Source organism: Clostridium budayi (assembly GCF_055396605.1).
Window position 1 is genome coordinate 2,367,273 of record NZ_AP042456.1, and the last position, 21,231, is coordinate 2,388,503.

The 21,231-nt window shown below is 28.2% G+C and carries 20 protein-coding genes and 1 other annotated feature; of the genes, 3 read left to right on the plus strand and 17 right to left on the minus strand.

From position 1 onward, the window contains the following. Positions 1-12: 12 nt before the first annotated feature. The 6 genes from clpP to ACZ5TJ_RS11375 all read right to left on the minus strand — a co-directional run bounded on the left by clpP (position 13) and on the right by ACZ5TJ_RS11375 (position 5,298). Positions 13-609 (minus strand): ATP-dependent Clp endopeptidase proteolytic subunit ClpP, encoded by a 597-nt coding sequence (gene clpP / locus ACZ5TJ_RS11350; protein ID WP_039314101.1) that lies wholly within the window; start codon positions 607-609, stop codon positions 13-15. 145 nt (positions 610-754) lie between these two features. Then, on the minus strand, positions 755-2,038 hold the full coding sequence (gene tig / locus ACZ5TJ_RS11355; RefSeq protein WP_464199785.1) for a trigger factor: 1,284 nt from the start codon (positions 2,036-2,038) through the stop codon (positions 755-757). A 113-nt stretch (positions 2,039-2,151) separates the two neighbouring features. Further along, entirely contained in the window at positions 2,152-2,931 is a 780-nt protein-coding gene (locus ACZ5TJ_RS11360) for a hypothetical protein (protein WP_464199787.1), read from the minus strand. An 82-nt stretch (positions 2,932-3,013) separates the two neighbouring features. Continuing rightward, on the minus strand, positions 3,014-3,172 hold the full coding sequence (locus ACZ5TJ_RS11365) for a hypothetical protein (protein WP_464199789.1): 159 nt from the start codon (positions 3,170-3,172) through the stop codon (positions 3,014-3,016). 434 nt (positions 3,173-3,606) lie between these two features. Next, positions 3,607-4,845 carry a TcaA 3rd/4th domain-containing protein gene (locus tag ACZ5TJ_RS11370; RefSeq protein WP_464199791.1) on the minus strand — a complete coding sequence of 413 codons (1,239 nt, stop codon included), beginning with the start codon at positions 4,843-4,845 and terminating at the stop codon, positions 3,607-3,609. 108 nt (positions 4,846-4,953) lie between these two features. Continuing rightward, positions 4,954-5,298, minus strand: a complete 345-nt coding sequence (locus tag ACZ5TJ_RS11375) for a hypothetical protein (RefSeq protein WP_039314093.1) — start codon at positions 5,296-5,298, stop codon at positions 4,954-4,956. A gap of 95 nt (positions 5,299-5,393) precedes the next feature. Between ACZ5TJ_RS11375 and ACZ5TJ_RS11380 the strand changes: the two genes are divergently transcribed. Then, positions 5,394-6,167 carry a histidinol phosphate phosphatase gene (locus tag ACZ5TJ_RS11380; protein WP_464199794.1) on the plus strand — a complete coding sequence of 258 codons (774 nt, stop codon included), beginning with the start codon at positions 5,394-5,396 and terminating at the stop codon, positions 6,165-6,167. Positions 6,168-6,203: 36 nt separating this feature from the next. Here ACZ5TJ_RS11380 and ACZ5TJ_RS11385 read toward each other — a convergent pair whose 3' ends face one another. Further along, positions 6,204-7,163 (minus strand): aromatic acid exporter family protein, encoded by a 960-nt coding sequence (locus ACZ5TJ_RS11385; RefSeq protein ID WP_464199796.1) that lies wholly within the window; start codon positions 7,161-7,163, stop codon positions 6,204-6,206. A 125-nt stretch (positions 7,164-7,288) separates the two neighbouring features. Here ACZ5TJ_RS11385 and ACZ5TJ_RS11390 point away from each other — a divergent pair, with 125 nt between their 5' ends. Next, positions 7,289-8,314, plus strand: coding sequence for a glycoside hydrolase family 18 protein (locus ACZ5TJ_RS11390; protein WP_464199798.1), 1,026 nt, complete (start codon positions 7,289-7,291; stop codon positions 8,312-8,314). A gap of 59 nt (positions 8,315-8,373) precedes the next feature. On the opposite strand, the gene feoB is transcribed toward ACZ5TJ_RS11390, so the two are convergent. From feoB to cax, 7 genes are all read right to left on the minus strand, one after another. After that, positions 8,374-10,374: a ferrous iron transport protein B gene (gene feoB, locus ACZ5TJ_RS11395; RefSeq protein WP_464199801.1), complete on the minus strand. Its 2,001-nt coding sequence runs from the start codon at positions 10,372-10,374 to the stop codon at positions 8,374-8,376. Positions 10,375-10,397: 23 nt separating this feature from the next. After that, entirely contained in the window at positions 10,398-10,610 is a 213-nt protein-coding gene (locus ACZ5TJ_RS11400) for a FeoA family protein (RefSeq protein WP_045724037.1), read from the minus strand. Positions 10,611-10,625: 15 nt separating this feature from the next. Beyond that, on the minus strand, positions 10,626-10,844 hold the full coding sequence (locus tag ACZ5TJ_RS11405) for a FeoA family protein (RefSeq protein WP_054200229.1): 219 nt from the start codon (positions 10,842-10,844) through the stop codon (positions 10,626-10,628). Positions 10,845-10,857: 13 nt separating this feature from the next. Then, positions 10,858-11,115: a FeoC-like transcriptional regulator gene (locus ACZ5TJ_RS11410; protein ID WP_464199805.1), complete on the minus strand. Its 258-nt coding sequence runs from the start codon at positions 11,113-11,115 to the stop codon at positions 10,858-10,860. Between the two features lie 231 nt (positions 11,116-11,346). After that, positions 11,347-12,546: an alanyl-tRNA editing protein gene (locus tag ACZ5TJ_RS11415; RefSeq protein ID WP_464199807.1), complete on the minus strand. Its 1,200-nt coding sequence runs from the start codon at positions 12,544-12,546 to the stop codon at positions 11,347-11,349. A gap of 150 nt (positions 12,547-12,696) precedes the next feature. Continuing rightward, positions 12,697-13,212 (minus strand): nitroreductase family protein, encoded by a 516-nt coding sequence (locus ACZ5TJ_RS11420; RefSeq protein WP_464199809.1) that lies wholly within the window; start codon positions 13,210-13,212, stop codon positions 12,697-12,699. A gap of 223 nt (positions 13,213-13,435) precedes the next feature. Beyond that, positions 13,436-14,482, minus strand: coding sequence for a calcium/proton exchanger (cax, locus tag ACZ5TJ_RS11425; protein ID WP_464199811.1), 1,047 nt, complete (start codon positions 14,480-14,482; stop codon positions 13,436-13,438). A gap of 214 nt (positions 14,483-14,696) precedes the next feature. Next, positions 14,697-14,941 (plus strand) — a binding site (T-box leader). Between the two features lie 233 nt (positions 14,942-15,174). Here cax and tyrS point away from each other — a divergent pair. After that, positions 15,175-16,404 (plus strand): tyrosine--tRNA ligase, encoded by a 1,230-nt coding sequence (gene tyrS, locus ACZ5TJ_RS11430; protein ID WP_464199813.1) that lies wholly within the window; start codon positions 15,175-15,177, stop codon positions 16,402-16,404. Positions 16,405-16,626: 222 nt separating this feature from the next. On the opposite strand, the gene ACZ5TJ_RS11435 is transcribed toward tyrS, so the two are convergent. From ACZ5TJ_RS11435 to tyrP, 3 genes are all read right to left on the minus strand, one after another. After that, positions 16,627-17,136 (minus strand): GrpB family protein, encoded by a 510-nt coding sequence (locus ACZ5TJ_RS11435; RefSeq protein ID WP_464199815.1) that lies wholly within the window; start codon positions 17,134-17,136, stop codon positions 16,627-16,629. 358 nt (positions 17,137-17,494) lie between these two features. Next, positions 17,495-19,348 (minus strand): tyrosine decarboxylase, encoded by a 1,854-nt coding sequence (gene tdc, locus ACZ5TJ_RS11440; protein ID WP_464199817.1) that lies wholly within the window; start codon positions 19,346-19,348, stop codon positions 17,495-17,497. Positions 19,349-19,506: 158 nt separating this feature from the next. Further along, a complete protein-coding gene (tyrP, locus tag ACZ5TJ_RS11445) occupies positions 19,507-20,910 on the minus strand; it encodes a tyrosine-tyramine antiporter (RefSeq protein WP_464199819.1) in 1,404 nt (467 codons plus the stop codon). Positions 20,911-21,231 lie beyond the last annotated feature (321 nt).

The window sequence follows — 21,231 nt, forward strand, 5'->3', positions numbered from 1 at the left end:
ATCCTAACTATTTTATGCTTTTTCGATTTCATTCTTAGTAATTACCTTATCTACTAAACCATATTCTTTAGCTTCATCAGCATCTAAGAAATAATCTCTTTCAACATCACGTTTAAGCTCTTCAAGAGGCTTACCTGTGTTCTCACTTAGTATTTTATTTAATCTATCTTTTATTCTTAAAATTCTCTTTGCATGAATATCAAAGTCAGTTGCTTGACCTTGGAATCCACCTAAAGGTTGGTGTATCATTATTTCTGCATTAGGAAGTGCATATCTCTTTCCTTTTGCTCCAGAAGAAAGTAAGAATGATCCCATTGATGCAGCTAAACCAATACATATAGTACATACATCAGGCTTTATATATTGCATTGTATCATATATAGCCATACCAGCTGTAATTGATCCACCTGGACTATTTATATAAATATATATATCTTTATCTGGATCCTCACTTTCTAAGAATAAAAGCTGAGCTACTACTAAATTAGATGTAGCATCATTTATTTCCCCATTAATCATTATTATTCTATCTTTTAACAATCTTGAGAAGATATCATAACTTCTTTCTCCTCTATTTGTTTGTTCAACAACCATTGGAACTAAACTCATTTAATTCCCCTCCTTTTTAATGTAACTTAAATAAAATTATACCCTAATATAAATCATTTGTTAATCTTTTTATTTGAAATAATTGCCAGAAATTTAATTTCTGGCAATTATCTAATGTTACATTTATTTAATTTTTATATATCAATTATTTGCAGTTTTCTTCTAAGAACTTAATAGTCTTTGAAACAACTAAATCTTTAGCTATCATGTTGCTTTGAGTTTGCATTAACATTTCAGCCATCTTATCAGCTTGATCTGGTGCATAAATCTTAGCTATTTCATTAGCTTTTTCTTTTATTTCTTCTTCAGTAGCTTCAATGTTTTCTGCTTTTGCTATTGCTTCTAATACTAAGTCAGCTTTAACCTTCTTATCAGCATTTTCTTTCATGTATGATCTCATTTTTTCTTCAGTGTTTCCAGTGAATTGCATGTATTGTTCTAATGATAATCCTTGTTGTCTTAATCTATTTTCAAGATCTCTAACCATCATGTCGATTTCTTTTTCAACCATGATTTCTGGGATATCCATTTTTGAATTTTCGATAACAGCAGTTACTAATTCATCTTCGAATTCTCTTTCAACTGAAGCTTTCTTAGTTTCTTCTATTCTCTTAGTTATATCAGCTTTTAATTCATCTAATGTTTCGAATTCTGAAACTTCTTTAGCGAATTCATCATCTAAAGCTGGCATTTCTTTAACTTTTATTTGGTTAACTATTACTTCGAAAGTAGCTTCTTTTCCATTTAAGTCTTCTTTTCCGTAGTTTTCTGGGAAGTTAACTTTTATTTCTTTCTTTTCTCCAGTAGCCATTCCTACTAATTGATCTTCGAAGTTATCAATGAATGAACCTGATCCAATTTCTAAAGCGTAGTCTTTAGCTTCTCCGCCTTCAAATGCAACGCCATCAACGAATCCTTTGAAATCTATAACAGCGATGTCACCATTTTCAACATTTCCTTCTTCTTTAACTTCAACTCTAGCGTTTTGTTGTTGCATGTTCTTTAATTGACCTTCAACTTCAACATCTTCAACTTTAACTTCTTTTCTCTTAATATCTAATCCTTTGTATTCTCCAAGTTCGATTTCTGGATATAAAGTAACTTCTGCAGTATAAACTAAGTCCTTACCTTCTCCAATTTCTACAACATCTATTTTTGGATAATCGATTGGTTTTAATTTGTTTTCTTCGATTAAAGTTGGGTAAGTTTCACTTACTACTGTGTTTATAGCATCTTCAAATAATACTTCTACACCGTAGTGCTTCTTAACCATTGCCATTGGCACTTTACCTTTTCTGAATCCTGGTATATTAAAGTTTTTCTTATTTTTGTTGTATGCTTTATTTAAAGCAGCAGTGAATTTTTCTGCTTCTACTCTTACTTCAAATTTAACAACATTAGCTTCTATTTTTTCCATTTTAGCTTCCATTTTGTTATTCCTCCTAAAATAGTTCTTTGTTCACATTTATTAACTAGGTTATTATAACATAGATTTCTACACATTATCAAATGCTTTATTATAGGTAGTTTTTTTACTTTTTATTACTTTACAATACTACCCTTATTGTTTATTATATATTCATTTTTATCCACTTTAATTTCTATACCTTTTTTAGGTACTATTTTTCCAATAGTAATTTTTTTACCTTTAGTTTTCCAAATTACAGTATCTTTTTTAGTTTTTATATTGTAAATCCATGTGTATTGATTAGTGGCAGCTGTTCCAAAGTAAGGTAAATTACTTACATAAACTATATTTTCATCATCCATAAATTTAGGTTCACTATGCCATAAATAATTTTTATTTTCTTTAATTTTTACTTCTTTTTTGAATTTATCACCTTTTTTTGATACATATTCTTTCTTTGTTATATCTGTAACTTTGCCATCAATATTTATTAATTTCATATTCTGATCTTTATCTAATATAACTATCATTTCTTTATTTGGCGATATGTCGTATGTTATACCTTCTGGATTTTCTATAGAAACAAACTCTTTCTTCTTTCCTTCTTCTTTATACTCACATTTTAAAGTTACTTTATCACTTAATTTTGCTTCTATGTAAGTCTTTTTTGGTGGTTCTGGCTTAACATCTTCTTTAGTTTCCTCCACTGCCTTTTCTTCTTCTTTTGGCTTATCACTATCAACCCATGCCTGTAGTCTTTGTCTTACATTTGAAAAGTCCATCTTTTCTATCTTAAACTTATATATAAGAACACCTGTTATTATTGCAACCAAGCTCACTACTATGGCAATTCTAATCCTTCTACGTTTCATCTTCTTTTCATAATCTTTACTAAATATACTTGGTTTCGCCAAAATATTTACCTCCTAAACTTACTGATACTACATTTATTATACAATACTTACTATATTAAATTAATAAATTTTTTCTTATATTTTACTTACTTTTTTTGTTTTCTTTTCTCTTGCAACATCCACCACAAGTTCTTATTCCAAGTTCTTCTTTTTCCTTGTCTGTTAATTTTGCAACATTTTCAGAATACTCTTCGTATTCCACTGTATCTTTTAAATAAGTTTTCTTTTCTATTCTTAACATAATACTTCTCCTTTATTATAAAAAACTATTATTATAAAAACTATATTTCTCCATAAAAAATAAATTTTCTACAAATAATTTTAACACAATTCCTGTTATTTTATTACTTTAGGAAAATATATTTAAAAAATAGTTTTTAAACGTCTTTTTAAACGTATTATAAACCAAATATTAATAATTCGTAAACTTCTAATTTAACTATTGGAATTTATTTTTAATTTTAGTATAATTACATTAACAAATAAATTAAAAAAAGTTAACAAAGCCCATACCACTCTATTAGCAAACGCTATAGAGTTTAAATAAACCCCACAAAATGTTCATTTATTCCCTTTCTTAAATGAACATAACCCTTTAACCTGTGCTATATTTAGTGCAGGTTTTTTTGTGTTTATTTTTTAATATTAAAAAGGTAGCAATATAGCTACCCCTATTTATAATGAGAAATTTTCAACATCATCAACAATCCATTCATTATCTTTATAAACTAATTTTGTAAAGAAACTCTTACTATTTTCTTCTTTTAAGAATCCAAATAATTTCATACTAACATCATAATTTACATCACATACAATTGTTCCTTTATAATCACCATTATTATATTCAAAATGACTTTTCTCTTTATCTATGTTTAATGATGTCATATCATATTGATTTTTAAATATAAAATAGTTCTTTTCAAGTATTCCATATATTTTATCTTTTGCCTTTTCTGTTGAAGCCTCTATTAAACTCTTATCCTCATTATTTAGTGCATCTATTACACTTTTATAAAATTTATTTACAGTGTTTTGTGCTTCATCCCAAAGTTTATCATTAGCTATGTCTATGTTTATATTAATATTTTTATTATCCTTAACTTCTACTTCCTTGCTATCAATAGTTCCCCAAGGAAATTCTTTTCTAAGAGAAATTTTTACTGTACCATCACTTGGCATTGGACCAATATCTTTAAAATTCTTAACTAATATACCACTGTCTTTTCCGTTTATAATAACACTCGCATCTTTTACATTTGATGAAACTGTAACCATAACTGCTGACAAATTAATATTTATATTTTCATCTTTCATTAAAGTAATATCTTTTTCAGTTTTTATATTTCCATAGTCACTTTTAACTTCTCCAATTATTTTATAATTTCCTGGAATTAGATTTCTTATAGTATCTTTTGGTCTATATTTATCATTTTCATTAATATATATTTGAGCATTTTTAAAATTACTATTTAAAGTGATATTAAACGTCTTTAAATTTATATAGTATTTATCTTTAAATAATCCCTTTTTACTAACAAGTTCAAATATTTCTGTTTTATTATCTCTACTTATCTTATTAATAGTATTATTTACAACTTCATCTTTACCTTTAAAATATTCTGCTAAAGGTTCTATTTCCTCTTTATTTACACTTTCATTATTTACTTCTATTATCTTTGTAAGCTTGCGTGCATTTCCTTCTTTAAGTGCTATATTTAGTTCTTTTAGTACTTGTGACTTTGTTGTCGTTATGTTTCCTATATAATACCCAACCCCTAAGAAAATTATTATAACTACTGCAACAAGCCATTTTAAATTCTTTTTAAAGAACGTTTTATAAGATTCCTTATCAAGTTTATTGTATCTCTCTACAATCGATTCCTTTACTTTATATAACCTATCTTTTATATCCATTGTTCACCTCTATATTCTCTATAAAAAATAAAGCATTATGTAAATATTGTTATCTACATAATGCCTTTATTATACTATTTTATTATATATTTTTTCTACTTAAATATATTAATCTTCTAATATATCAATTATCCACTTTCCACAATCAACACATTTGTAAACTCTAATTACAAATAAATCTAAAGCGTCTTCTTTTAGAACATTTTCAAATTGTTCCTTTTCTTCCTTTGTGATAAACTCATCTTCACTGTTTATATATCCGATAATTTCAACTAAGTAATTATCTTTTCCCTTACCACAGCACTCATTAATTTCAACACATGATATCTTTTCATAATCTAGCTTATCTTCAAGTTCCTTTATTATTGGAATTATATCCTCATATTCTCTAATATCATCAAAAAAGTCTTCTTCATAGAAAGACATATCTTTTATTTTAAATAATTCTTTCATAATTTTTCCTCCTTTATAGGTTGTAAGTCTCAATATTAATAATACTATGCTATAATATAAAAAAGCAATTTATATATTGTACTGGAGGTTTTTTTATGATTTTTGATAGTCACATGCATACAGAATTATCCTCTGATAGTAAAATGACAATAGATGAAGTAATCAAAAGAGGACAAGACCTAAACATTGGAACAATATTAACAGAACATATGGATTATAACTATCCAGTTCCTGATTTATTTAAAGTAGATTGTGATAATTTTTTTGATAAATACGGAAATTATAGAAGCGATAAGTTACTCCTTGGAATAGAAATTGGACTTTCTAAATCAATATTAGATAAGAATAATGAACTATCTAAAAAATATCCTTTTGATTTCATATTAGGATCAATTCACTCTATTAATGATATTGATATATTTAGTGATCCAAATAAAGACTTTATTTCAAAGAAAGATTATTTTATTTCTTACTTTAATGAAATGATAAGAGATATAACGGATTTTGATAATTTTGATTCACTAGCACATATAGATTATCCTTGTAGATATTTAAACTTTAAAGATAATGAAATATATTTCAATGAATTTCCTGACTATATAGATGAAGTATTTAAAATTATTATATCAAAAGGAAAAGTATTAGAACTAAATAGTAGAAGAATTGATATAAAAGATTCTGAGGATGCTTTACTAAAATTATATAAAAGATATAGAGAACTTGGTGGAAAATATGTAACACTCGGTTCAGATGCACATAATAAAGAATCTATTGGTATGAATTTTGACATTGCTCTTAGTATGGCACATGAAGCTAAATTAACACCAATTTACTTTAAAGAAAGAAAACCTAAGATAATAACTTTATAATTCATTATATAAAAATTAGACTATGAACTTCATAGCCTAATTTTTATACATTTTCCTAAAATCTTTTTTAAGTGTTAGAAAATCTTCTAAATCATTTAAAAATTGAAATAACATAGCTCTATTTTCAAACTCGTCTCTTGTTTTTGGAAGTTCCATTTCCCTATAACCAAATCTTAATTTCTTAAGTTTATATAATAATTCAATGCAATCATTACCATCATATATATTCATAGCTACATCTTTAGTAAAATCAGCCATTATTAATGTTTGCTCATAATTCATATAAAATCTTGAAAAATGAGATTTCATCCTCTTTATACTATCAAGTTGCTTTATTCTCATTTCAATATAATCTATATAATATAACTCATCTTTAAATAAATAATTATTATTTATTTTATATGCAATATCTCTTGCCTCTTCAATATTTTTTTCTACCCTTTTAAGCTTCTCCATTTCATTTATTGGTACTGCTCTAAGTACTAAACTCTGTGCCATATCATTTATAATCTCTCTATAAGCAATTTCTATAGCTTCTCTCTTTTCTTTAAACTTTTCTTCTAAAGAAGGCATATATAAATTAAATAATGATGCAACACCAATACCTATTAACGTTAAATACTCTTCATTTAATATCCAACTCAAATCAATATTACTACTAACTAAAAGATGTGTTGAAAGAACCGCTCCAACTACCATACCTTCCTCAATATTAAGTTCTTTTGTAATTGTGATATATATAAGAAGAAATAAACCAAAGATAATAGCCGTACTTCCAAGTAGCATGTATAAAAAGTATGATAATAGAACTGCTATTGTTGCTGCAAAAAGTCTTTTCCCACCTACTAAAAGTGCTTCTTTCTTTGTATTTTGTATACTTAAAATTGCAATTATTCCACTTGTAACACCAAATTTTAATCCAAAACTTTCTGCAATAAATATAGCTAAAGTCGCAGATATTGCCATCTTAAATGTATTTTCTTTTAAAATATTCATTTTACTCTCCTATTATTATTTTTTATAACTACTTAATTAATAATAATAAATTTAATTATTTTTTTCTATATAAATTTATTATTTAAATATGTTAAAATTATCATGTAAACGTTAGGAGGGGTATTATGAGGAATAAATATATAATTGCGTATTTACGTGATATTGGGCTTAAAAACATAAAAAAGGAAGATGCATTAAAACTTACTCATGTAAATGTTGCATTCGCAAAAATTTCGAATTGCGAGCTTTATACTAAGCTAAAAAATCTAGATCAATTAGAAAAAATAAGATCATTCAATCCTGATTTAACAATTTTAATCTCTATAGGTGGATGGGGCGCAGGTGGATTCTCAGAAGCTGCATCCTCAGAAGAAAATAGAAAGTTATTTTCTAAAAACGCTATAGAGTTTATGCATAAGTATAATTTAGATGGTTTAGACCTAGACTGGGAATATCCATGTTATTCAGTATCAGGAATTGTTTCATCACCTGATGACAAAGTTAATTTTACTCTTTTATTAAAAGAACTTAGAGAACAACTAGATATTGAAGAAAAGAAATATAATAAACATTTTTTACTAACTATTGCAACTGGTGCAGAGCAGTATTATTTAGACGGAACTGAAATGGACAAGGTTCATAAATATTTAGATTATATACAACTTATGACTTATGATTTTAGAGGTGGATTCCAAATCTTAACTGGACATCATACTCCTCTTTATAATTCAACTGGTGATTTATTTAAAGGATCAACTCATGATGCAGTTAGACTATTTAAATCTTGCGGCATTCCAGAAGAAAAATTAGTTATAGGTGCAGCTTTTTATGCAAGAGGATTTAAAGGAGTTCCAAATTTCAATAATGGACTTTTCCAAATGGCAGAAACAACTGGTGGCATCTTTGCAAACTATGATGAACTTAAAGAAAATTATATAAACAAACAAGGATTCATTAGATACTTTGATGAAGAAGCTAAGGCTCCTTATTTATTTAATGGTAATGAGTTCATTTCATATGATGACGAAGAATCAATAACATATAAATGCGATTATTTAAAGAACAATAATCTTTTAGGAATAATGTTCTGGCACTACTATGCAGATAGTACAGGTACGTTATTAGATACAATGTATAAAAATTTAAAATAATATTATAAAACCACCTATAGACTATATTAAACTTTTTTAAAATCTATAGGTGGTTTCTTTTAATTAAATCCTAAAAGTAATCCTGCTTGATATACTATTGTTGATACTATTAAAGCTACAACGAATGAACCTATTGCTGAGAATAATGTCCATTTTATAGAATTTGTTTCCCTTTTTATTGCTCCTAATGCAGCAAGACATGGAGTGAATAATAATGTCATTGTCATGTATGATATCGCTGAAAGAGGTGTAAAGTGAGCTGCTATTGATGATATAAGTTCTGGTCCTTCAGCTACACCAGCATATAACATTCCTAAAGTTGCCACAACAGTTTCCTTAGCTATTATTCCAGAGAATAATGCTACTGAAGCTTGCCATGTAGCAAATCCAGCTAAAGCATATATTGGAGATATAAATGTACCTATTCTTCCAAGTATTGAAGCTTCACTATATTGCTGAGTCCCAAATGGTAATACTGATAAAAGCCATATAACTACTACTGCTGGGAATATTACAATTCCTGCTTTCTTTATAAATGCTCCACCTTTTTCCCATGTAAGTAATGCAACATTTTTAATAGATGGCATTCTATAATTTGGAAGTTCCATAACAAAATATGATGTTTCTCCCTTAAATAAAGTTTTACTTAAAATCTTTCCACATATTAAAGCTACAATAATTCCTAATAAATAAAGACTTAATAATATAATAGCTGCGTGTGTTTGGAAGAATGCATCTATAAATACTAAATAAATTGGTAACCTAGCACCACATGATACAAATGGGTTTATAAGTATTGCTATCATTCTATCCTTTTTACTTTCAAGAGTTCTAGTTGACATTATACCTGGCACATTACATCCTGAACCTATTATCATCGAAATAAAAGTTTTTCCGTGTAATCCTAAGGCTTTCATAACTCTATCCATTATGTAAGCCGCTCTTGCCATATATCCGCTATCCTCTAAAAGCCCCATTAAGAAATACATAACCATAATTAAAGGAACAAATGTAATTACAGCTCCAACCCCTGCAAAAATTCCATCTCCTACAAATCCTGTTAAGAATTCTGGTGCCCCTAAACCTTCTAGCCATCCAACTACTACGCCACCTAAAGAATCAATAAGTTCTCCGCCCCACTCTTGAAGTCCTCCACCTATTTTAAATGTTATAGCATATAATAAGTACATAATAATTGCAAAAATAGGTATTCCTAAAAACTTATTAGTTACTATATTATCTATTTTATCTGATAATGTTTTGCTTGACTTACTTGGTTTATTTATAATTCCTTTAATAACTTTACTTATATGACTATATCTATCATCAACTATTGCCATTTCTGGCTCTAAGCCTTCTGATTCTGTATACTTATCTATAACAGACCCAGTATAGTCTATTATTTCTTTAAAACCTTTTTCTTCTAAATAGTTTTTTATACTACTATCATTTTCTAAAAGTTTTAATGATATCCATTCTGATGAATAATCTAAGTTTTCTTTGCTATCAATTTTTTCTTTAATAACATCAATATTTTCTACTATCTTTTTACTTAAATTAATATTTTTCTTAGGCTTTCCTTGTACCTTTAAGGCTTCTTCTATTAATTTATCAATACCTTCTTTTTTAGTAGCAACTGTCTCTATTACAGGTATTCCAAGCCTTTTAGATAACTCATCAGAATCTATATAAATTCCCTTGCTCTTTGCACTATCCATCATGTTAAGCGCTAAAACAACGTTTGTCCCAAGTTCAAGTAATTGTACAGTTAAATATAAGTTTCTTTCTATATTTGATGCATCAACTACGTTTATAACAACTTCAGGTTTTTCTTTAAGTATATAATCTCTTGCAACTACCTCATCTTCAGAATATGCACCAAGGCTATATGTTCCCGGTAAATCTATGACGCTATATTCATTTCCTTTGTGCTTAAGCTTTCCCTCCTTTTTTTCTACTGTAACTCCAGGCCAATTTCCTATATGTTGCCTACCTTTTGTTAAAACATTAAATATGCTACTTTTACCGCAATTTGGGTTGCCGGCTAATGCTATTCTCATTCTTTTTATATCCTCCTAAATTTTTATTCTACTATAATTTTTTGTGCCATCCCTCTACTTATAGCGACTCTTAATCCCTGTATTCCTACTATCAGAGATGCACCATCATTTTTTACAACTTCAACATCTGCCCCTACATTAAATCCCATTTCCTTAATCTTTTTACCCATTTTTTCACTCATTTGAATATTTTTTATTTTTACAGATTTCCCTTCCGTTACAAATGAAATCGGCATAGAACATTCCCCCTCTTATAATAAGATCGCACTTGCTTCTTCTTTTCTTAAAGTTAGTTTATATCCTCTAACATTAATTTCGATAGGATCTCCTAAAGGTGCTATTCCAGTTACTTCTATAGTTATCCCAGGTGTTATTCCCATATCCATAAGTCGTCTCTTTACCTTGCTATCTTTATTTATGCCTTTTACTTTAAGCTTGTCTCCAACTTTACATTCAAAAATATTTTTCATTCTTACACCTCATTTATTTTTTTATTAATTTAAATCCTTTATCAGTTATTTCCCACTGCACTACTGGATTTAATGATTTTTCACTACATCCACAACTGCACTTTTCACACTTACTATTTGTACATCCATCATCCTTTTTTATGTACCCATTTAAAATAAGTTTCTCTTTATACTGCTTTATAATTTGTTCGCTTACATCTAATCCTTCTGCTATTCCTTTGCTAGAAAAATCATTATTCTCATAAATATATCTAATAATATCTTTTATCATATCTCCGTCTCCTATTTGATACTGATTATCATTAACATTTTATTAAATTGGCATTTTCCTGTCAATTTTCCCATTTTCTATTTGGGCAATTTATCTATAAAATGCTTTAATATAATTAATAAAACACCTTTTTCCTTCTTAATTGAAATTTATTATCATTTAATTTTTCACAAAAAAAATTCCTAGTTTTAACTTTTTAGTATTACTAGGAACTTTATATTTAAATATATTTTATATCATATTTTTAATTTTCATTGTTGCATAATCTAATACTGAATCTAGATTATTATTATTTTTTCCGCCACCTTGTGCTAAGAACTTACTTCCTCCACCTCTTCCGTCAATTAAGGTAATTGCATCTTTTAAAAGTATATTCATATCGATATTCTTTATATTTTTAGATGCTGCAAATATCAAGTTTGCTCTCTCATTATTTTTAACTGCCATTAAAGAAATAACATTATCTTTTTCTGTTAGTTTACTAGATAGCTTACTTACATACTTAACATCTTCATCTTCATATATCTCTTTTATAATTGATATATTATTTATCTTCTCTGCATTATCAATAAGTTCTTTTCCCTTATACTCTGATATTTCTACACTTAAACTCTTATTTTTATTAATTAAATTTTTAACTTCATCATTTAAATTTTTTATACTATTAACAGCTTCATTTTCATTACAACTTAAAAAATTACATATTTTTTTTGAAAAATCATCTTTTACAAAATAATCATTAATAGCTCTTCTTCCAGCTAAAAATTCAATTCTAGTATTTCCTTTATGCTTCTCTATCCTCTTTAATTTTATACATTGAAGCTCTATAATATTTCCTGGATGAATTCCACAACAAGCGTTAATATCAAGATTTTCAATTTTAACAACTCTTATTTTCTCATTAGTCTTTGGAAGGTCTCTTCTAAGCCCCATTTTCTTAAGTTCTCTTTTTTCTGGGAATAAAAACTCTACTTTAAGACCTTCTCCTATCATATCATTTGCATAAACTTCTGCTTCTCTTATTTGTTCTTCCGTAAGTTCTCCTACTATATCTATAGTACTTATATCTTTTCCTAAATGTATTCCTGCTGTATTATGATTAAATAATTTGAAAAAACATCCTGAAAGAGTATGCTGTGCTAAATGTTGTTGCATATAATCAAATCTTCTCTTCCAATCAATTTTACACTTTACTTTATGTATTTTTATTGGCTTTTTTGAAACAATGTGATATACAGTTCCCTCTTCTTCATACACTTCTAATACTTCATTTTCATCTATAGTTCCTAAATCACAAGGTTGACCTCCTCCCCCTGGGAAGAATGCAGTTTTATCAAGAACAATATGAAATTTATTATCTTTTTCAATTATTTCTTCTATCTCTGCTGTAAACTCTTTTATGTATTGATCTATATAATATAATTTTTCCAAATTATACACGTCCTTTCACAATTATTACACTTAGTATAACATTTATATAATTTAATTTTAATGTTTAAGTTTAAAAGTAAATATTAAAATGGCTATACTACATATTATCAGTATAGCCATTTGTATTATATTAAATATAAATAATTAATATTAAAATTTATCATAATGAACTTTTTCAAAATCTAATTTTGAATCATCATAAGCATTCTTCTCTTCATCTTTATATCCTATAGTTAATATACTCAAGACTCCATATTTTTCTGGAAGATTTAAAACGTTTCTTACAGCTTCTTCTGAATCTCCTTCATTACTTTGTCTATTTCTTATTTGTATCCAGCAAGAACCTAAGCCCAATTCTTGAACTTCTAATTGTATTAATGTTGCTGATATTGAAGCATCTTCAATCCATACATTACTTTTTTCTGTATCCGCAACAACCACTATTGCAAGCAGTGCTGTTTTTAATCCAAGTGTTCCTTTTGCCTTACAAGTTTCAAGCTTAGATAGTGTTTCTTTATCTTCAACTACTATAAATTCTACTGGCTTTTTGTTCATTGATGATGGTGCAAGAAGACCTGCTTTTAATATGCTTTCTATTTTTTCTTTTTCTACTTTTATGTCTTTATATTTTCTTATACTTCTTCTTTCCCTTAATGTTTCTAACATAAAACTCACCCTCTTACTTTCATATTTTTAGTATTTTAACACTTCTAATTAATTTAATCAACTAATTATATATTAACTTTCTATTATTAATTTTAATCATTATACAATGCTATTATTTTATAAAATTTTAAATAATAGCTTATAAAAAAACTCACGCAACTTTTTTATAAAATGTACGTGAGTTTTATATTAATAACTTTTAGTCCATATAAATTATTTCTAATTAAACTACAAAGAATGCAGCAGCTATAATTATATATACAGCTAGTAGTTGAACTCCTTCAAGCCAGTTTGATTCTCCATCATTTGCAACCTTATTTGCAATCATTACAGCTACAATTAATGCTACAAGTTCAAATACATTAAATACAATACTCATTGGAGTAAATAATAAACTTAAGAAAATTAAAACTGGTGCAACAAATAAAATTATTTGAAGACTTGACCCTATAGCAATTTCAACTGCAACATCCATTTTATTTTTAAGTGCCATAACAACAGCTGTACTATGTTCTGCAGCATTACCTATTATAGGTATTATTATAATTCCTACAAAGAATTCACTAAGTCCTAATGATTGTGTCATAGATTCTACAGCACCAACCAAAAATTCACTTTCAATTGCAATTAAAACTGTAGCTACAGCTAAAACTAAAATTGATTTTTTAAGTGACCATTTTGCAGTTTCTCCATCTTCTTCAACTTCAACTTTATATATATCTTTATGTGTAAAGAATGAAAACACTAAACTTAATATATAAATTATAAACATTATAATAGCAACTATTACACTTAAACCTTCATACTTAGTATTTAATAATTCTTGACTAACTGTATGTGTAAATATTGCAGGTATAATTAATCCTATAACTGCAAATAAAAGCATACTTGAACTATTATCTATTATTTTCTTATTAAAGTTTTGTGTTTTAAACTTTAATCCCCCAAACAGCATACTTGCACCTAGAACCAATAATATATTTCCTATTACAGAACCTGCGATAGATGCTTTAACAACGTCAAAAAGACCTTGCTTTAATGCAAAAAATGATATTATAAGTTCTGTTGCGTTTCCAAAAGTTGCATTTAAAAATCCTCCAAGTTTTGGACCTGTATAAAATGATATTTCTTCTGTTGCTTCTCCCATAAGTCCTGCTAAAGGTATTATAGCAAGAGCTGATAATACAAATATAAGAGTCTCTGATAAGTGCATAAATTCAGCTATTATACTAATTGGGACGAAAACTAAAAGATATTTTAAATATTTCATAATTTCCCTTCTCTCTTCCTTTGTTAATATATTTCTTTTATTATAATAACTCATAAAAGAAACATATTCCATTTACATTTTAGTCTGTTTATTTACTCATAATACTTATTTTTAACATACACTTAATAAAAATATTCAAAATTTATTGTTGACTGTAATAATTTATCGGTATATAATAAGCACATACAAAACATTTATAAAAAAATTTAATTTTATAAAAACTGTGAAGAGAACAAGTAGAAATATCTAAGCTTAACAGAAAGTTGCCGGTTGATGAGAGGCGCAAAGACATTTATTTTCGAATACATCTTGGAGTTATTCATTGAACTCTATTATTTATAATAGATATTAGATGTTATCGGCTGAGTACCGTTAAAAACTTTTAATGAGGTCAAATATTTACGGATGTTTATATTTGATAAATTAAGGTGGTACCACGTGAGCAATCTCGTCCTTATTATGGATGAGGTTTTTTTGTTATATCAAATTATTTTTTATAATTTTTTATATAAATAAAAAAGCTATATAAGAATCACCACAAAACTTATATAGCAAAAAAGAATTGGCTAAATCGTTACATTATTGCCCTTCTTTAATAATTAATAATATTATTTGACAGATATATTATATTAGTTTTTTCTAAGAAGGTCAATAATTAATCGAAATTTTAATTAATTATTGGAGGTATTATTATGGAAAGAAATGTTTTAGACGTTTTAAAAGAACGTGGATACATTAAACAATTTACTCATGAGGAAGAAACAAGAGAACTTCTTGGAAAAGAGAAAGTTACTTTCTATATTGGATTTGACCCTACTGCAGATAGCTTACATGTTGGACATTTCATAGCTTTAATGTTTATGGCACACATGCAACAAGCTGGCCACAGACCAATTGTTTTAATTGGTGGAGGTACTGTTACTATTGGTGACCCAAGTGGAAAAACTGATATGAGAAAGATGTTAACTGACGAACAAATTAATCATAATGTTGAGTCAATTAAGAAACAAATGTCAAGATTTATTGATTTCTCTGATGACAAAGCTATATTAGTAAATAATGCTGATTGGCTTAGAGGATTAAACTACATCGATTTCTTAAGAGAAGTTGGTGGACACTTCACAGTTAATAAAATGTTAGCTGCTGAATGTTTCAAGAAAAGATTTGCTCTAGATAGAGGTTTATCATTCTTAGAATTTAACTACATGTTAATGCAAGCTTACGATTTCGTAGAATTAAATGAAAAATACGGTTGTAAGATGGAGCTTGGCGGAGACGACCAATGGTCAAATATGATTGCTGGTGTTGACTTAGTTAGAAAGAAAAAAGGTAGAAGCGTATACGCTATGACATGTTCTCTTCTAACTAATAGTGAAGGAGAAAAAATGGGTAAAACTGTAGGAGGAGCTTTATGGCTTGATCCAAATAAAGTATCACCATTTGAATTCTTCCAATACTGGAGAAATATCGCTGATGCAGACGTAGAAAAATGCTTAAAATTACTTACATTTGTATCAATGGATGAAATTAAAGAATTATGCTCTGTAGAAGGTTCAGAAATAAACGAAGCTAAGAAGAGACTTGCTTTCGAAGTAACTAAATTAGTTCACGGCGAAGAAGAAGCTCTTAAAGCTGTTAAAGCTTCAGAAGCTTTATTTGAAGGTGGAGCTAACTTAGATCACGTTCCTACTATAGAAATAACTGAAGAACATTTAGGAAATAACCTAATTGATATATTAGTTGATTTTGATGTATTCCCATCAAAATCAGAAGGTAAAAGATTTGTAAAACAAGGCGGATTAGCAATAAACGATAATAAAGTAACTGACTTTGCAGAAACTTTAGAAAAATCACACTTTGAAGATGGGTTCGCTATGGTTAAAAAAGGGAAAAAAGGATTTACTAAAATAATAATAAAATAATATTAACTCACTACACAATATAATGCTTAAAATACGGGGATAATATAATAAACTTTAACTAAAAACGGATAATTATTAATGAATAATTATAAATATAATGCTAAAAAAATAATGCTAAAAAAATAATGCTTAAATAGTCACACTCATTTAATGACTATTAAAAGATAGAGGATACAGGTTTAATGCTTTCTGTATCCTCTATTCTTATTAATTTATTAAATTTTAATCTAATCCACACTTTTTATAAATTTCAAGAATTATTGGCTCTTTTCCATCAATATATAAATCTATATCTTCTGGATACTTTTCTGCCATTTCTTTTTTAACAGAGCCATATCTATCCCGCTCTACTTTATGAGCCTTTAAATAGTCTCTAAATTTAATATGTCTATATAATTCTTTATTATATTTATTACATACATATAAATGATGTTTCATTAAATGTTCTTTATTATAGTACTTAAAAGCTTCCCTACCATGTATACCTAAATCACCTTCACTTATATAATCAATAGATTCTAATATTATCTTTACTTCTTCAAAATTATTATCTATGACTATATCAATATCAATAATAGGTTTAGCAGCTAATCCTTCTACAGCTGTGCTACCTACATGTTCTATAGAAATTATCTTATCATATAAAACCATCATTAACTCTGCTTTAATCTTTTCAAATTCTATTTTCCACTTTGGATTATAATCCTCCACAACTACATGCATAGTTCTCATAAAATTTTCCCTCCATAACTCCTCTTTTATTTACTTCATTCTATATAACTAACCTTAAATTTAAGTATACTATAACTAAGAAAATTTAATATAAGCATAAATATTGGAACTATTATATATGAAAGATTTTCTATACCATATCCTATTAAACCATTTATTACACTTTGAAATGGCAATGTTTTATAAAACGCAATTAAATACATTATAGGAAATATACCATCATCAGGTGTACTCCCTAGAGAAATAAGAGAATCTAAATTTAGAAGTACAAATAAAAAAATTATATATGGATTAAATAAAATATAACAGAAAAAGAACCTTCAAAAATTGAAGGTTCTTTTCATATATAAAATAGTTATTATCTTACGTCGTAGATATTTTCTAACTTTCTTTGGATAGCTGCATCTACTTTTTCCATGTATTCAGCAAATGTTTCTTTATCATTTATGAATGGTGAAAGTACACATGCTCTTAATACTGTAACTTTTTGTACTTCATCCCATGATTCTCTTGAGAAACCAAGTGATTTAACGAATGGGTATGGGCTGTTTCCGTAGTCTGGTACTGCGAAATCAGTGTGTGAAGTTATAAAGTCATTTTCATATAATCCGCCTCTTGCATATGAAGCTTCTTCATAGAAATCGTGATTTAATTGGTTCATCTTAACTAAATCAGTATTTCCTTCTTCATTGAATGCGAAGTCAACCATGTTGAAGTCTGGTCTTATTAATGTGTTAAGTATTATTTTCTTACCACCAACTATAAATTCTTTTCCATTGAAGTGGTTGTATAGGTTGAATGAACCTTCAATTCCAGCTCCAATTAATTTTCCGTATCCAGTTATGTTTAATGGTAATGTTCTGTGTGCTGCCCAAACTGATGCTGCAGTAGCTCCAGCTTTTGATCCTTCAAGCATGAATGCTCCAAGAAGTGCAGGGATGTCCATTCCTTTTTCAAATACGTAAGTTGCGAAGTATGAGATTGATTCTCTCATTCTCTTATCTTTTACAACTATTCCACCAGCTGAGTAAGGGATGTATCCCATCTTGTGTGGGTCGATAGTTACTGTATCACATTCGCTTATAGCTTTGAATGCTTCGTAAGTATCATCTGAAGGCCATTCAGTTTCTTCGTTTAAGAATACTCCGTGTTCTAAGTACTTAGCCTTTAATTCTTCCTTTGGTATGAAATCATAGTTTTCATCTAAGAAGATTGATCTTGCGTATCCGCCGTATGCAGCATCAACGTGTACGTAGAAGTTTATTCCTTCTTTAGCTAACTTATCTCTTACAGCTATGATCTTGTGGATATCATCAACTGCTCCTTCTTCTGTTGAACCAACAACTCCAACAACCCCTAAAGTTGGAATTCCTTGAGCAGCTAATTCTCTTATTCTTTTTTCAAGAACTTCTGTATTCATTCTGTATTGTTCGTTAACTTCTACAGCTTCAACTTGGTCTAAACCTATACCGATTATATCAGCTGATTTAAGCCATGAGTAGTGCTTAGTTTGTGGTACAAACCATTTTCCTAATTTTCCTAAGTTCTTACCGCTTCTTGCTGACTTAGCTTTTAAATCATCTAATTGTTCTGGAACTCTATCAACTAAATCTAAGATTTCTTTTGTTGACATGTTTAATAATTCCCATTCTGATTTTCCTTCAACTAATTCAGGTGCAACTTCTTTCATTGCTAGTGGTAATGATTTTATGTTTCTAGCATACCAGATAGCTTCTAAGTTAGCGATTGATCCGTCTGCACAGATGTGTCCCCAACCGATTCCATCTTCGTATCCCATAAGCTTTGCAAAATCAGCTCCTACTTCTTCTTCCATTTCTGAAGTTCCTGGTGATGATTCATATGCAACGTTGTTTCCGTTGTATAACATACCTGCAAAGTATCCTAATAATGCTGGCATTAAAGTTTCTGAGTTCATGTGTCCTAAGAATCTTGGTGAATGCCATGGTAATGATTTTGATCTTAATTTTCTTGATAATTCTATTAAAACATCGTTCATTTTATCTGCAGTCATTTTGAAATCTTCTGCATGGAAATCTGATGTCTTTATTATATTCTTATCTTCTGGATGATAGTTTTTTCTCCATTCACTATGGTCTTGTAATAAAGTGTTTAAATGTTTTGAGAATGTTTCTTTGTTTTCAGACTTTGGTCCTAAAAATAATGCTTTTAAGTTTAAATCTTGTCCACTCATTTTTAATGCTCCTTTACTTAAACATCCTTGATATGCACATTTAAAATGAAATGCTTAGTCATTTCAAATACTCATATCAAAATGCTTTTAATATAATGCTTTTTTATTATTTAAATTTTTAATAATAATGCTTTTAATAATTTTAATAATGCTTAAATTTATTTTTTAATCCACTCTGGTTTCTTACATTTGAAGATTATAAGTGGTATTATTATACTTACTATTGTTCCAATAACTTGGAATGCAATGTAACCTACGTGTTGTTCTTTTGGTAATATTGATGGTGGTATTAAACTTACTATTACAGTAATTGCTACACCAAATATTGCAAGTAATGCAACTATCCACATTAATCCGTTTCCTGATCCTAATCTGAATGGTCTTTCAACATCAGGTTTTTTGTATCTTAAAACGATAGCTGAAACTGCTATTAATATGTAAACTACACAGTAAAGTATTGTTGTTGTTACAGTTATCATAAAGAACGCACTGTTAACATCTGATGTTACTAAATAAGTTATTGATATTAATGAAATAACTATAGCTTGTATTAAAACGAAAGTTATAGGAACTCCATTTGATGTTCTCTTTTGGAATACTGGTGGTAAGTTTCCTTCTTCAGCAACTTTTATCATTGCTTTTGATGGTCCAAGTACCCAAGCACTTAATTGAACTAATACACCAATTGCTATCATAGCTGATATTATATTGTTGAAGATTGATGGTATTCCTAAACCTTCACAGTATATAACAAATGGTTGAGTTATGTTAGCTAATTCCATCTTTCCGCTTGGAATAGCATTTGAAACTGTTAATCCAGCGATTAAGTTGAATATTACAAGAAGAATAACTGAGCTTATAACAGCTATTGGATAATTCTTCTTAGGGTTTTCGATATTGTTAGCGTGAACTGATGATATTTCAACCCCTGCAAATATAAAGATAATTCCTGAGAAATAAGTTAAGCTTCCGAAATCGTGGAAGTTTGGTATTAACTTGCTTGTGCTAAATGTTCCTAAATAGCTATCAGCTTGTATACCATTTTTACATAAGTAAGCTACTCCAAGTACTACTAAAGCGATAAATGGAATATAAACTCCAATTATAGCACCCCAGTTACCAACAATCTTAACCATATCGAATTTAAGATTTAATAAAGTAACTCCCCAGTAAGATATAAGTATTACTATAAAAATAAATACATTGTTCTTTGATAATGCGTCATTTCCAACAACATAGCCTAGTAAAACACCAACTGTTGAAGCAACCATTACCATTCCGAAGAACATTTGAACCCATAGAAGCCATGAAGTTACAAATCCCCATCTTTCTCCTAGAGCTGCCTTAACCCAAACGTGAGGGCCTCCTTCTTCTGGCCATCCTGTAGCAAGTTCTGCTGCTATTAATGATATTGGAATAGCAAACACAACAACTGCACCTACAAGATAAAAAATTTGTGTCCATCCATTAATCGCTAATGTTGGAACACTTCTAACTGTACCGAAAAATGCCATAGTGATTCCGATAAGTTGGAATAGTGTAAGTTTTTTAACACTGCTCATGAAAACTACATCCTTTCTTAAAAATATTTAGTTTTAATCAAAATCATTAATCTTTCATATAAAATAAAACTATTAATGGTTCTGAAAAAATGTACTGTGCCTTAAATGATAATCATTTCTTGCACAGTACATACTATATATTATTCTCTTTTATTTTTTTGTCAAACACCTTAAATTAGAGCTTATTACACTTTGTTCATATTTTTAACATTTACTCTACTCTGTTTTCTTTTTGTTAACACATTTTGCAATTAAATATGCATTTTAATCCATTCGTAGAATATTAAAAATCATTTATTTTAATATTTGTTCATATTTCAA